A 13,921-nucleotide genomic window follows, 5' to 3' on the forward strand; every position below is an offset into this window, starting at 1 on the left:
TTAACGCCTGCCCTGCAACACCTGCAGGGCGGCCGCGGCGGCGTGGAACGTGCCGAACACCAGCACGCGGTCACCGGGGGCGGCCCCGGAGAATGCAGCGGCCAGCGCCGTCTCGACGTCGATGTGCTCGCTGACACCGTCCTTCAGCACGGCAGACAGGCGTGCGTGCAGCACTGAAGCGTCCTGCCCGCGCGCGCCGGCGACGGTGGATCCCGCCAGATGCCAGTGCGCGATCGATGGCGCGAGCGCCTCGGCCACCCCGGCAGCGTCCTTGTCCACGAGCGCGGCATACACCGCCAAGGTGCGGCCATTCGCCGGCGCCGCGATCAGCCAGTCGGCCAGCGCCTGTGCCGCCTGCGGGTTGTGCGCGACATCGACGACGATCTCCACGCCGGCTCGCTCGAAGCGCTGCAGACGGCCGGCCACCGTCGCGCCGGCGATCCCGGATGCGAGCGCTGCATCGTCGAGATCGCGATCCAGCGCGCGGATCGCGGCGATCGCCACCGCCGCATTGCGCAATTGCACCGGCGCTGCCAATGCGGGCATCGGCAGCTCGACTTCGAAGCCGACTTCCCGCCAAGTCCAGGTGCCCTCATCCGTCGGCGCGTACAGGAAATCGCTACCGCCGCGGACCGCGACCGCGCCGATGCGATAGGCGTGTCGCAACACACTCGCGGGCGGATCGGTATCGCCGACGATCAACGGCTTCCACGCACGCGCGATGCCGGCCTTTTCCAGCCCGATGGTTTCGAGGTCATCGCCGAGCCAGTCCTGGTGATCGAGCCCAACCGTGGTGATCACCGCGACGTCTGGCTCGACGATGTTGACCGCATCGAGCCGGCCGCCGAGGCCGACTTCGAGCACGGCCAGATCCAGCCCCGCACGCGCGAACAGCCACAGCGCGGCCAGCGTCCCGGTCTCGAAATAGGTCAGCGGTGTGTCGCCACGCGCGGCCTCGACGGCCTCGAACGCGTCCACCAGCGCGGCGTCGTCGGCATCGCGTCCATCGATGCGCACACGCTCGTTGTAGGCCAGCAGATGCGGCGAGGTGTACGCGCCCACGCGCCAACCCGCCGCGCGCGCGATCGCCTCGACGAACGCGACCGTCGAGCCCTTGCCGTTGGTACCGGCAATCGTGATCACCTGCGCCGCGGGACGCCCGCAGCCCATGCGCGCGTACACAGCGCCGACGCGGTCGAGACCCATCTCGATCTCGGTCGGGTGGCGCGCTTCGATGCGCGCGAGCCAGTCTTTCAGGTGGGAAGCAGCCATGGGTACATCCGGTTTCAGGGCGCGGCATCGCAAGATTGGGGTCGCAGCTGGAAATCGCGTCCTCTCGGCATGCCGACCGTGGTCGCCACCGTCTCACGACGCCCAGGCGATCGATCGAAGCGGAACCGGAGTGAAGTCGGCTGCGGACGTCCTTCCTTGATCCTCGGTGCGAACCGCCAGGTACGGATCGCTTCTACGACGCTGCGATCAAAGCGATCGGAACCGCTCGAGTCGATCAGTTCCACGCCGGACAAACGGCCGCTTGCGTCGATCTCGACGTCGGCAGTCGCAGACAACGCACGATCATCCCGAGAGTCACGGCCCTGCGGAACCTCAGGAAACGCGCCGCAACGATAACTCGCTTCCACCCAGCTGCCGATGTCGTATGACGATGCCGCAAGCGGCGCCGCCGCCGCCAACAAGGCGCCAACGCATAGCGTTGCGACAGCTGGCGTTTTTCTGCTCATAACGCCCGATGGACCGCCTCGCCGAAGAACGCGGTGTGATGCGCACAATCATTGAGGCGCACGACATCGAGATGATCGACGTCCGGACCTTCGAGCAGATTCAACGTCGTCGGTGCCTGGCGGAACGTCCACAGCCGCGACAGCGGAATGCCGAGCACGCGACACAGGATCACGCGGTTCACGGCGTCGTGGGCGACGATCAACGCCGTGTCATCCGGGCCGAGGCCGTCGACAGCGCGCGCGAACGCCGGCCAGGCACGGTCGAACACCTGCTGCAGCGATTCGCCACCGGGCATCTGCACGGTATCGGGCGCGTCGCGCCAGGCGGCCAGGCGGTCGGGATCGCGTTCGCGGATTTCGCTGGCCAGCAGACCTTCCCAGGTGCCGTGGGCGATTTCGGCAAGGCCCGGATCCGTGGCCAGCGTGGACGCCCGCGCCGCGCCGAGTGCGAGCCGCGCGGTGCGATCGGCGCGCGAGAGCGGCGAAGCGACCGCGCGATCGATACGGACATCGGCCAGACGCGCGCCCAGCAGCGTGGCCTGACGCTCACCGGTGTCCGACAACGGGATGTCTTCCTGTCCCTGGTAGCGGCCTTCGGCGTTCCACGGCGTTTCGCCGTGGCGGGCGAGCAGGATTCTCATCGCGCGATTCCTCGAATGGGGACGTCCGGCGATGCCGGCGGCACAGTTTACGGGAGGGCGGCGCCGCAGCGCCCCGGTCTCCCGTCTCCCGGCAGGCGCGAACGCGCCCGCGTGCTGCGCAGGATGCACGGCGCCGCCGGCGCATTCGCCGGCAGCGCGACGAGATGCCTCAGCGCGCCGAGGCGCCCATTTCCTGCAGCAGGCGCGGCGCGGGATCGACTTCCTGCATCACCCAGCGGATGTAGCGCTGGTCGACCGAGATCGTGCGCGTCATCGCCGGGTCGAACACCCAGTTCGACACCACGGCTTCCCAGGTCATGTCGAACAGCAGACCCGTCAGGCGACCATCGGCATCGAGCACCGGCGAGCCGGAATTGCCACCGGTGACGTCGAGGTCGGACAGGAAGTTGACCGGCACGCTGCGCAGGCGACGATCGGCCAGGCCGCCATCGCGACGCGCGGCGATCGCGTCGAGCTGCGCCTTGGGCGCATCGAAAGGTTCGGTGCCGGTGGCCTTGGGCGGAATCTCTTCCAGACGCGTGAACGGCGTCTGCTGCGCGCCGGCGAGATTGGTGTAGCCGACGACATTGCCGAAGGTGATGCGCAGCGACGAATTGGCGTCGGGATACACGGCCTCCTTGCGGCCGGCGCGGTAATCGGCGACGGCCTGCAGATAGGTCGGACGCAGCTGCAGCAGGTCGCCGGCGCGGGCCTTGGCCGCGAGTTCGATCTGCAGCAGTTCCGGCGTCACCGCCGCGGCGTACATCAGCGCAGGATCGCGGCTGCGCAGGAATTCGTGACGGTCGGCCGCGAACCACTTCAGACGCTCATCACTGTTGCCCAGGGTGCTGCGCTGCAGACGATCGAGCGCGCGATCGATCGCGGCCGCGTCGTTGCCGCCCAGCCAGGTATCGATCGCCTGGATGCGCTGCTCGGGCGGCAGCTGGATGTACTGCAGCAGCGCATAGCGCGTGAGTTCGCGATCCATCTCCGGCACGAAGCGACGGTCCATCTGCTTGAGGCCGCCTTCGATCGCAGGCTGGTCACGCTGCTGATAGCCCTGCTCGCGCATCGCGTCGGGCTTTTCCTTTTCCATCGACAGCCGGTACAGACGATTGGCGGTCGACAGCAGGCCACTGTTGTCGAGCAGCGACAGCACCAGATCACGCTCGCGCGTGGCCTTGGCCTGCGCCTCCAGCGCGACGATTTTCGCGTGCGCATCGAGCGCGGCTGCGCCGTCATCGCCACGGCTGCGCAGCCACTCGAGTACCGCCGCTTCCTCGGACTGCTTGCGCGCCAGCGCGCCGATGCGCTCGAAACCCTGCAGCTGCCCCTCGTAGTTCTTCAGCGTGTTCTGCCAGCCGCGCACCGCACTGGCGTAGCGCACGTCGATTTCGGGATCCGCCTTGCCACGCGTTTCGACCAGATCGATCAACGCGCGGTAATGACGGCCGATCTGCGGATACCGCCAGGCGATGGTTTCGGAGAATTCGTCGGCGAACGCGTAGCGGCTGGTGCGGCCCGGATAGCCGGGGACCATAACGAAATCGTTTTCGCGCAGCGGCTTGTCGGCCAGGCGCAGAAAACGCTGCGGGGTATAGGGGATGTTGTCCTCGGCGTACTCGGCCGGCCGCCCGTCGCGGCCGACGTAGGCGCGGTAGAACGCGAAGTCACCGGTGTGGCGCGGCCACATCCAGTTGTCGACGTCGCCGCCGAAGCTGCCGATGCCGCCCGCCGGTGCGTAGACCAGGCGCACGTCGCGGATCTCGAGGTTGCGGAACAGCCGGTAGCTGTTGCCGCCGAGGAAGCTGTACAGGCGGCAGCGGTACGCGGCATCGGCCTCGCAGCGCGCAACGAGGGTCTTCTCGATCGTGTCGAGCGCGGTCGTGCGGCCCAGGCCATCGGGCGCGGCGTCGATCGCGGCGCGGACTTCGGCGGTCACGTCCTGGATGCTGTCGAGGGCGTAGATGCGCGCATTCGGGCCGGCGGAAATCTCGTCGCCCAGTGCCGCGGCATTGAAGCCGTCGCGCATCAGGTTGTTCTCGGGGGTCGAATTCAGCTGGATCGCGCCGTAGGCGCAGTGGTGGTTGGTCAGCACCAGGCCCTGCGGCGAGACGAAGCTCGCGGTACAGCCGCCCAGCGAGACCACGGCGCCCAACGGGTCGCCGGTCAGATCGGCCAGACGGTTCGGATCCAGCTTCAACCCGGCCTTGCGCAGCGCCGGCGCGATGTCCGGCAACTGTTGCGGCACCCACATGCCCTCGCCCGCCATCACCGCCGGCGCACTGCAACTGAAGAAGACGCCCAGCAGCGTCGTGGCCAGTAACGGATGGCGCATGGTGGTCCTGTGGATCGTGACGGGGGGCCAAGTCTAGCCAACCCGCCGGTCCGGCGCAGGCCAACGCCGGCTGGCTGACGTGCGGGTGCAGCACGGCCGCGACGGGAGCGCCCCGTATAATCGCCGGCTCTTTCCGCCACCGGCAGACACGACACAATGGCCCAGACAATGAAGGCGCTGGTCAAGCGCGACGCGACCAAGGGCATCTGGATGGCGGAGGTGCCGGTGCCGGCGCCGGGCCCGAACGATGTGCTGATCCGCGTCGAGAAGGCCGCGATCTGCGGCACCGACCTGCACATCTACCTGTGGGACGAGTGGAGCCAGCGCACGATCACGCCGGGCCTGGTCATCGGCCACGAGTTCGTCGGCCGCATCGTCGAGCTGGGTTCGGCGGTGACCGGTTACACCGTCGGCCAGCGCGTGTCCGCCGAAGGCCATCTGGTCTGTGGCCACTGCCGCAACTGCCGCGCAGGCCGCCCCCACCTGTGTCCGAACACCGTCGGCATCGGCGTCACCCGCAACGGCGCGTTCGCCGAATACGTGGTGATGCCGGCGACCAATCTGTGGCCGATCCCCGACCAGATTCCGAGCGAACTGGCCGCGTTCTTCGATCCCTACGGCAACGCCGCGCATTGCGCGCTGGAATTCGACGTCGTCGGCGAGGACGTGCTGATCACCGGCGCCGGTCCGATCGGCGTGATGGCCGCGGGCATCTGCAAGCACATCGGCGCGCGCAACGTGGTGGTCACCGACGTCAACGACTTCCGCCTCAAGCTCGCCGCCGACATGGGTGCCACGCGCGTGGTCAACGTGTCGAACACCTCGCTCAAGGACGTCATGAAGGACCTGCACATGGAGGGCTTCGACGTGGGTCTGGAAATGAGCGGCAACCCGGTCGCGTTCAACGACATGCTCGACTGCATGTACCACGGCGGCAAGGTCGCGCTGCTCGGCATCCTGCCCAAGGGCGCGGGCATCGACTGGGACCGGATCATCTTCAAGGGCCTCACCGTGCAGGGTATCTACGGCCGGAAGATGTACGAGACCTGGTACAAGATGACCCAGCTCGTGCTGTCGGGCTTCCCGCTCGGCAAGGTGCTCAGCCACCAGCTGCCGGCCGACGAGTTCCAGAAGGGATTCGACCTGATGGAGTCGGGCAAGTCTGGCAAGGTGGTGCTCGACTGGCGTTGATGCCGGGTGGCCTGTCGGCTGGCGCAACGCCAGCTGATGGACCAGCAAGCAGCGCTTTGACACGTGTGTCGGGCGCCGACCCATCGGGTGCCAAGCCGCGCCCTCTACCAGGGAAGGTTCAAATGCGTATCGCCAGTTTGTGTCTGCTGTCCGCTTGCCTGTTGGCCACAACGGCTATCGCCGCAAGCGATCCCACCTGCCCTGACGTAGACGTGCCGCCGGCCCCCGTCTGCATCGCGACGCCGCATGGTCTGGCCTACGCCGACAGCGAAGAAGAGGCCAGCGGCGCAGCACGGGCACTGAGCGACGCCGCCCAGCGATTCGCAGGCTACTTCGGACGCGCGCCGACCGGCGCACTCGTGTTGAGCGCGACGTTCGACCCGCTGGTCGCCCGCGAGTTCGCACAAACGCACGGACTGGAATTCGGGCAGGTCTGGTTGCCGGCAAGCGCCAACCGCGCCATGACCGAACGCGCCTTGCGCCAGTCCGGCCTGCCACGTGCGCAGATCCAGCGTGCGCTCGCAGGCGCGGCTACACAGGACGAGAGCACGCTGCGGCACGAAGTGGGTCACGCGATGTATGCCGCGCTCTACTGGCCAGACGCGATTGGAACGCGCGATGAGCGATACGGCACGCCGGCGCCCGACTGGCTGGACGAAGCGTCCGCCATTCTGATGGAAGGCCCTGAGAGCCAAGCGAAATACGCTGCGATGTTCCTAGGCGTTGCCAACCGCAATCCGCGATCGACACCGTCGTTGGCAGATTTCGTCGCGTCGGAACATCCAGTCCGTTCGACGGCACTGGCAAGCGCACTTGCGCGCGGACCGAAGTCCGCGTCGGGCGTACAGATGGTGACGGTCGGCGGAAGTGAGGACTTTCCCGGTCTCGATACGTTCTACGGGCAGTCGGTGCTGCTGGGCTATTTCCTCACCGAAACCAGCGGTGACACGCGGATCCTCGCACCGATCAGCATCGCCATCGCCGGTGGCGCCACGTTCGAGGACTGGCTCGCGCGTGAGGGCGTAGGCCACGGCCTGCCTGGCAGCATGGACGCGCTCGAGACATCCTGGACCGCATGGCTCGAACAGCTTCGCAACACAGCCGCCAGACGCTCCAAGTAGAATTACGGGCCCGAATCAGAAGGCGCCCGACATGTCCAATACCCAGCGCTACGCCGACACCCTCGACGAGATCCGCGACGCCGGGTTGTTCAAGTCCGAGCGCGTGATCATCGGCCCGCAGTCGGCCGAGATCACGCTGGAGGACGGCCGCACGGTGCTGAACTTTTGCGCCAACAACTATCTGGGCCTGGCTGACCATCCGGACATCATCGCCGCGGCGAAGAACGCACTCGACACGCACGGCTTCGGCATGGCGTCGGTGCGCTTCATCTGTGGCACGCAGGATCTGCACAAGCAACTCGAACAGACCATTGCGGACTTCTTCGGCAAGGAAGACACCATCCTCTACGCCGCGTGCTTCGACGCGAATGGCGGCCTGTTCGAGCCGCTGCTGGGCGAACACGACGCGGTCATCAGCGATGCGCTCAACCACGCCTCGATCATCGACGGCGTGCGTCTGTGCAAGGCCAAGCGCTACCGCTACGCGAACTGCGACATGGCGGATCTCGAGGCGCAGCTGAAGCAGGCGCGGGCCGACGGCGCACAGACGATCCTGATCACCACCGACGGCGTGTTCTCGATGGACGGCTACATCGCGCCGCTCGACGAGATCACCGCGCTGGCCTCGAAGTACGACGCGCTCGTGCACATCGACGAATGCCACGCGACCGGTTTCCTCGGCGAAACCGGTCGCGGCTCGGCGGAAGTGAAAGGCGTGCTGGAGAAGATCGACATCGTCACCGGCACGCTCGGCAAGGCCATGGGCGGCGCGCTCGGCGGGTTTACCACCGCGAAGCGCGAGGTCATCGAACTGCTGCGCCAGCGCTCACGCCCGTACCTGTTCTCGAACTCGCTGCCGCCGCACGTGGTGGCCGCCGGTATCAAGGCGTTCGAGATGCTCGACGCCGCCGGCGACCTGCGCACGCAGCTGGTCGAGAACACCCGCTATTTCCGCGAGCAGATGACCGCCGCCGGCTTCGACGTGCGCCCCGGCGTGCATCCGATCAGTCCGGTGATGCTCTACGACGCCAAGCTCGCGCAGCGCTTCGCGGAACGGTTGCTCGAAGAAGGCATCTACGCGATCGGCTTCTTCTTCCCGGTCGTCGCGAAAGAGCAGGCGCGGATCCGCACCCAGATCAGCGCCGCGCACACGCGCGAACACCTGGACCGCGCGATCGATGCCTTCACCCGCATCGGGCATGAGCTGGGCGTGCTGAAGGCCTGAAAACGTGTCCAACGTCCTGCTGCGCTTACCATCTGGCGCGCGTGCGGTGCTCGAAATGCGCACGTACTTCAACCTACGCTGCGCTTTCTCCGCTCCGCCCCGCGCCACCTGGCTGCGCTCGCGGCGTACGTTGATCAGGTTCTGAGCAATGCGTGCCGCACTGCGACGGCGCCTGCTGCACGCGGCGCAGACCGATGCCCTCGCCGTTCTCGACAATGGCATCTGGTCGACGCGTTGCCTGCATTGCCGCAGCGCATTGCAGGTACGCGACGACGGCGAGCCGCTGGGGCTCGCGACACTCGAACATGTGGTGCCACAGGCCTGGTTCGGTCGACGCGCCGCGGCGGCATTGACCGCGCAGGTCGGCGACGATGCGGACGATTCACGCAACCTCGCGCTCGCCTGCGCACGCTGTAATCACGACAAGGGCAAGGGTCACGACGCACGGGGGCCCGGCGACGTACGAGCACGCGAAGTCGTTGCAGCCTTGCTCGCCACGCGGCTCAGCCGGTGGCGGGATCCGATGGCGGCGCCAGGGCGCTGATTTCGCAGGCCGTCAACGGACGCCACGCGCCCTTGGCCAGATCGCCCAGCACGAGATCGCCGATCGCGACGCGTACCAGCCGCAGCACGCCCAGATCATGCGCAGCGAGCAGTCGACGGATCTGCCGGTTGCGCCCCTCGTCGAGCACGATCTCGAGCCAGGCGTTGCGCTCGCCATGGCGCAGCATGCGTGCGGACGCGGCCTGCAGGCGCTCCCCCGCATCGTCGACGCCAAGCACCAGCGCTTCGAGCAGCGCGTCATCGGGCAGCCCGTCGACCTGTACGTGATAGGTCTTCTGTGGTCCCTGCGCCGGATCGGTCACGCGCGCGGCCCAAGCCGGATCGCTGGTGAACAGCAGCAGGCCTTCGCTGGCCTTGTCGAGCCGGCCGACGGGCGCGATCCAACCCAACTCCGCGCCATCGAAGCATCGATAGACCGTGTCGCGGCCATGCTCGTCGCGTGCAGTAGTCACCAGACCGCGAGGCTTGTTGAGCACGAGATAGTGATGACTGGTCGCGCGCGCCGCGTCGCCATCGAGCACGATGTCGCGGTCTTCGAGTGCCACGGGGAATTCCGGATCCCGCACGATCCTTCCTGCGACCCGCACACGCCCCTGTCGAACCCGACGCTCGGCTTCGCTGCGCGAACACAGCCCACGCTTGGACAGCACGCGCGCAAGGCCATAACGCGGCGGACGTACGATGCGTTTCAAGACGCGAGTCCTCGACATGCGAACGGCCCGCTTCCGCGGGCCGTCGTGATGTCGTCTGTGCAGAACGACGCGCCGATCATTCGACGGGCGGTGTCTCGCCGGGAGGCGCGGTGTCCACCGCTGCAGGTGCAGCCGGCGCACTTGTATCGGCGCGACGGCTGCCGACCGTGTAGCCGTTGGCCTTGATCCATGCATCGAAATCGTCGGCGGTCATGCGCTTGCCGCCCTGGGTCATGTTGAACCGGTAAGGCGTGTTGTCGAACTCGGTCTGCTTCACGTACGCGGCCGGATCATTGGCGCTGACAGCGCCGGCAGCCGGTGCTGCCATCGCGACGTTCTGGCACTTCTCGATCTCGAGACGCAGCACGACCTGCTCCGCGGACTGCGCTTCGTCGTAGGCGCGGGCGAGCACTGCGCTGGTACCGAGCCGGTACGTCGGTGCGGCAAGTTCGGGCGAAACCGGCTCGAGCACGGTTGCCTGGACCGGATGCGCGGTGCGAGTGTCGAGAGTGCTGCAGTCGGCGGCATGGCCGGCGAGTGGCAGTGCCAGCAAGGGCAACAGAAACAAGGCACGCATGAGACACAATCCCCGAGGTCGAATTGGCCTGAAGTGTAGGCGGCAAGTACACGCCACACAAGGAAAAAATGTGCATCCGCGCATTCACGCTGATGCCTGATCAGCGCATCCCCCAGGACCGGTGCCGGCGACTGCGGAAATGTCCCGCACTCGCATCGAGTATCGGGTCGCGAAACACATCCAGAGCCCCACAAACAGAAAGCCCGGCACGAGGCCGGGCTTTCTGGTGTTACAACCGGACGTTCTTAGTTCTGAACGTTCAGCTCGGTGCGGCGGTTGCGCGCACGGCCTTCCGGGTTGTCCGAACCATCAGCATTGGTGTTCGGCGCGATCGGACGGCTCTCGCCGTAACCGGTCGGACCCACCAGACGGTCGGACATGATGCCGTTGCTGGCAAGGTGGTCGTAGACCGCCTTGGCGCGACGCTCGGACAGACGCTGGTTGTAGGCGTCGGTACCGACCGAGTCGGTGTGACCAGCGACTTCAACGCGCAGCTCCGGGTAACGCTTCAGGATCTCGACGGCTTCGTTGAGGATTGCCACCGCGTCAGGACGCAGCGTCGCACGGTCGAAGTCGAAGTTGACACCATTCAGATCGATGGTGATCGGAGCCGGCGGAGCCGGAGCCGGGGCCGGAGCCGGCGGCGGCGGCGGCGGCGCCGGCGGAGCCGGCGGAGCCGGCGGCGGGCCGAGCGGAATCACGACGCCGACCGAAGCCATCACGTCACCGAAGTAGCTCTCTTCCGAGTTGTGCGGATAGCCCGCCCAATCACGCGAACCGTTCGCAGCGACGCTGTTGTCGTCGAAATCAGCGCGGTAGGCGATTTCGGCACGGACGGCAACGCGCTTGTCGAAGGTGGTCTGCAGACCGGCACCGACCTTGGCAGCGAAGTTACCTTCCTCGCGCTGACCCGGCGAATTCGTGCTCGGGAACGCATCGAACTCTTCTTCCGAACGCTGGTAGCCAACGCCGGCCAGCAGGTACGGGTTCCAGCCACGGCCTTCAGAGATGAAGTGGTAGCGGAAATCGACCGAGATGCCGTACTGGCTCCAGTTCAGGTCGTTGTTGGCGCCTTCGACCGAGCTGTCGAAACCGGGGTTCTGGTAGTTCAGCTCACCGTCGACCGACCAGTTGGGGCTGATGAACTTACCCATGCCCAGCGTGACGAACGGGGTGTCGTCCGTGCGGCGATCATTTGCCTGGAAGTTGAAGCCGGCCGAGCTGGTGAGGTACCAGCGGTCGTCGAACTCCTGGGCGCTGGCGTGACCCGCCAGACCAAGACCGCCGAGCAGCGCGGCGCAGAGGAGTTTCTTGTTCATTTTTGTTCAGCTCCTTAAATAAGGGGGAATGCGTCGTGGCATCGGGTTGAGGCGTCAAACGCACACGCCTTGCACATAGCCTAAAGTCAGCAGCGTGAAGACGTTGTTAACACTAACATAACGGTTGTAAGCGTCCTACATGCCGCTGCCGGGTATTCATCCGGGCTTTGGTTTGGTCAGGAACCCCAACGGGGCGGGATTGTCGTGAAGGAGATGTGCGCGTGGCGTCAAGAACGCATTCCGCCTTTCAGCGTCCGCCTGAGCTCGAATCGACGTGTTTTTTCGAGAACGCACCGTGACGCGAACTAATAAGCCTGCGTGCCATCCGCGCGCCACTGTGGAACTGACGCGAATTCCGTCTGGAGAAAGGCGACGAATGCGCGCGTTCTCGGCGGCACGAAGATGCGGTCGGGCATCACGGCGTGGATTCCGGTGACCGGCGGCGCATGCGTCGGAAGTACACGCGCGAGGCGCCCGGCATGCAGGTCGTCGGCCACGTGCCAGAGCGCGTGCATGGCGATGCCGACGCCGGCCAGCGCTGCATCGCGCAGTACTTCTCCGAGATTGCTTTCCAGAGTCCCCCCGACGCGGACGGTCGTTTCCGCGCCCGTGCCGTCGAGCAATTGCCACCGATCCTGGCGGCCCCGACTCCCGACCAGGACCAGGCAATCGTGCGCAAGCAGATCTTCAGGCGCGGCCGGCACGCCTCTGCGCGCCAGGTAGTCAGGCGACGCGACGAGCACACGTGGATTGGCCGCGATCTGTCGTCCGACGAGTTGGGAGTCGTCGAGATCGCCGATCCGGATCGCGAGATCGAATCCTTCGCGGACGAGGTCGACCTGCAAATCGCTCATATGCACGCTGAGCTGCAGGCCCGGATGCGCAGCGAGAAACCGCGGCAGGCGCGGCGACACGTGCTGACGGCCGAACGATGCCGACATCGTGACCCGCAGCGTGCCGCCGACCGCCTGTCCGCCGCTTTCGCGCAGGCTGCCGGCGAGGCCGTCGAACGCTTCGACCAGCGCACGCCCCTCGCCCGCCAGCCGCAGGCCTTCGGGCGTGGGATGCAGGCGCCGCGTGGTCCGATGCAGCAGACGCACACCCAGCGCGTCCTCCAGCCGCTTCAGACGCTGGCTTGCCAGTGCCGGCGACATGTCGAGGCTGCGCGCGGCGGCGCTGATCGAGCCGGTGTCGAGCACGCGCAGGAACAGGGCGATGTCGCCGATGCGATCCATCGATTCGCAAGAATCACTTGAAGGTGATTGGCGATTCTATCGCTATCGACCGCAAGCCGACGGATCGACAATGCAGAGGCCGCTCCACATCCCCGAGGACCCACCATGAAAGCCGTTGCCCTGACCCGCTACCTTCCGATCGACGATCCGCAGTCGCTGCAGGACGTGGAACTCGATCTGCCCGAGCCCGGCCCGCAAGACCTGCGCGTGCGCATCAAGGCGGTGTCGGTGAATCCGGTCGACACCAAAGTGCGTGCGCCGAAGCCGCAGACCGAGTCGAGTCCCAAGGTCCTGGGTTACGACGCGGCCGGTGTGATCGACGCGATCGGCAGCGAGGTCATCGGCTTCGAAGTCGGTGATGCCGTGTACTACGCGGGCGACATCACCCGCCCCGGCAGCAACGCCGAATTCCAGCTGGTCGACGCGCGCATCGCCGCGAAGAAGCCGAACTCGCTCGACTTCGCCCAGGCCGCTGCCCTGCCCCTGACCGCGATCACCGCATGGGAGCTGCTGTTCCAGCGCATGCCGTTCGATATCGATGGCGGCGGCGCGGGCAAGACGCTGCTGGTCATCGCCGGCGCCGGCGGGGTCGGCTCGATCGCGATCCAGCTGGCGAAGCTGGCCGGTTTCACCGTGATCGCCACCGCGTCGCGCATGGAGACCATCGCGTGGTGCCGGATCATGGGCGCCGACCATGTTATCGACCATCGCGAAGACCTCGCGCCGCAACTCCAGGCGCTGGGCTTCGAGACCGTCGATGCCGCGCTCAACCTCGCCGATACCGACCGGTACTGGGATGCGCTGGGCGAACTGCTGGCGCCGCAGGGCCATGTCGGCCTGATCGTCGAGCCGGCCGGCGCGCTGAAGATCGGCGATCCCTACAAGGCCAAGTGCATCGGCATCCATTGGGAACTGATGTTCACGCGCTCGCGTTTCCGCACCCCGGACATGGACGAACAGGGCAAGATCCTCGCGCGCGTCGCGGAATTGATCGACACCGGTTCGCTGCGCGGCACGCTGTCGGACATGCTGTCGCCGATCAACGCGGACACCATGCGCGAAGCGCATCGTCGTCTCGAATCCGGCGCCACGATCGGCAAGCTGGTGGTCGCCGGCTGGCCGTGAGCCGCGCGATCTGACGCCGCAGAGCTGAGGCTCGTATCGCCTGTCGGACCCGCGCCCGGGTCGGACAGGCTTTCTTGTGTCGAAGCGCTGGAATTCTCGAAGCGTCGACTGCCCTGATCGCCCGGCATGCCACGGGCGATCCGCTGTCCATCCT

The 13,921-nt window shown here is 66.7% G+C and carries 13 protein-coding genes; 5 read left to right on the forward strand and 8 right to left on the reverse strand.

What is annotated here, in order from left to right:
* The 4 genes from folC to AC3IRM_RS12420 form a co-directional block, all read right to left on the reverse strand.
* A complete protein-coding gene (gene folC / locus AC3IRM_RS12405; RefSeq protein ID WP_489203444.1) occupies positions 1-1,272 on the reverse strand; it encodes a bifunctional tetrahydrofolate synthase/dihydrofolate synthase in 1,272 nt (423 codons plus the stop codon).
* A gap of 14 nt (positions 1,273-1,286) precedes the next feature.
* A complete protein-coding gene (locus tag AC3IRM_RS12410; RefSeq protein ID WP_489203445.1) occupies positions 1,287-1,739 on the reverse strand; it encodes an energy transducer TonB in 453 nt (150 codons plus the stop codon).
* Positions 1,736-2,380 carry a histidine phosphatase family protein gene (locus AC3IRM_RS12415; protein ID WP_489203446.1) on the reverse strand — a complete coding sequence of 215 codons (645 nt, stop codon included), beginning with the start codon at positions 2,378-2,380 and terminating at the stop codon, positions 1,736-1,738. The genes AC3IRM_RS12410 and AC3IRM_RS12415 overlap by 4 nt, the downstream gene beginning before the upstream one ends.
* Before the next feature lie 169 nt (positions 2,381-2,549).
* Complete coding sequence (locus tag AC3IRM_RS12420) at positions 2,550-4,637, reverse strand: S46 family peptidase (protein WP_489205919.1); 2,088 nt, start codon at positions 4,635-4,637, stop codon at positions 2,550-2,552.
* Between the two features lie 237 nt (positions 4,638-4,874).
* Between AC3IRM_RS12420 and tdh the strand changes: the two genes are divergently transcribed.
* The 4 genes from tdh to AC3IRM_RS12440 all read left to right on the forward strand — a co-directional run bounded on the left by tdh (position 4,875) and on the right by AC3IRM_RS12440 (position 8,799).
* Entirely contained in the window at positions 4,875-5,909 is a 1,035-nt protein-coding gene (gene tdh, locus AC3IRM_RS12425) for an L-threonine 3-dehydrogenase (protein ID WP_489203447.1), read from the forward strand.
* Positions 5,910-5,974: 65 nt separating this feature from the next.
* Positions 5,975-7,030, forward strand: a complete 1,056-nt coding sequence (locus tag AC3IRM_RS12430) for a hypothetical protein (RefSeq protein ID WP_489203448.1) — start codon at positions 5,975-5,977, stop codon at positions 7,028-7,030.
* A gap of 31 nt (positions 7,031-7,061) precedes the next feature.
* Positions 7,062-8,255 (forward strand): glycine C-acetyltransferase, encoded by a 1,194-nt coding sequence (gene kbl / locus AC3IRM_RS12435; protein ID WP_489203449.1) that lies wholly within the window; start codon positions 7,062-7,064, stop codon positions 8,253-8,255.
* A 148-nt stretch (positions 8,256-8,403) separates the two neighbouring features.
* A complete protein-coding gene (locus AC3IRM_RS12440; protein WP_489203450.1) occupies positions 8,404-8,799 on the forward strand; it encodes an HNH endonuclease in 396 nt (131 codons plus the stop codon).
* Here AC3IRM_RS12440 and AC3IRM_RS12445 read toward each other — a convergent pair.
* The 4 genes from AC3IRM_RS12445 to AC3IRM_RS12460 form a co-directional block, all read right to left on the reverse strand.
* On the reverse strand, positions 8,759-9,529 hold the full coding sequence (locus AC3IRM_RS12445; RefSeq protein ID WP_489203451.1) for a pseudouridine synthase: 771 nt from the start codon (positions 9,527-9,529) through the stop codon (positions 8,759-8,761). The two genes, AC3IRM_RS12440 and AC3IRM_RS12445, sit on opposite strands and share 41 nt — an antisense overlap.
* A gap of 58 nt (positions 9,530-9,587) precedes the next feature.
* Positions 9,588-10,088 (reverse strand): hypothetical protein, encoded by a 501-nt coding sequence (locus AC3IRM_RS12450; protein ID WP_489203452.1) that lies wholly within the window; start codon positions 10,086-10,088, stop codon positions 9,588-9,590.
* A 245-nt stretch (positions 10,089-10,333) separates the two neighbouring features.
* Positions 10,334-11,407, reverse strand: coding sequence for an OmpA family protein (locus AC3IRM_RS12455; RefSeq protein WP_489203453.1), 1,074 nt, complete (start codon positions 11,405-11,407; stop codon positions 10,334-10,336).
* A gap of 305 nt (positions 11,408-11,712) precedes the next feature.
* Entirely contained in the window at positions 11,713-12,642 is a 930-nt protein-coding gene (locus tag AC3IRM_RS12460; protein ID WP_489203454.1) for a LysR family transcriptional regulator, read from the reverse strand.
* A 105-nt stretch (positions 12,643-12,747) separates the two neighbouring features.
* On the opposite strand from AC3IRM_RS12460, the gene AC3IRM_RS12465 reads away from it, so the two are divergent.
* Positions 12,748-13,767, forward strand: coding sequence for a zinc-binding alcohol dehydrogenase family protein (locus tag AC3IRM_RS12465; RefSeq protein ID WP_489203455.1), 1,020 nt, complete (start codon positions 12,748-12,750; stop codon positions 13,765-13,767).
* Positions 13,768-13,921 lie beyond the last annotated feature (154 nt).

This window comes from Luteimonas sp. KH_071 (assembly GCF_057838005.1).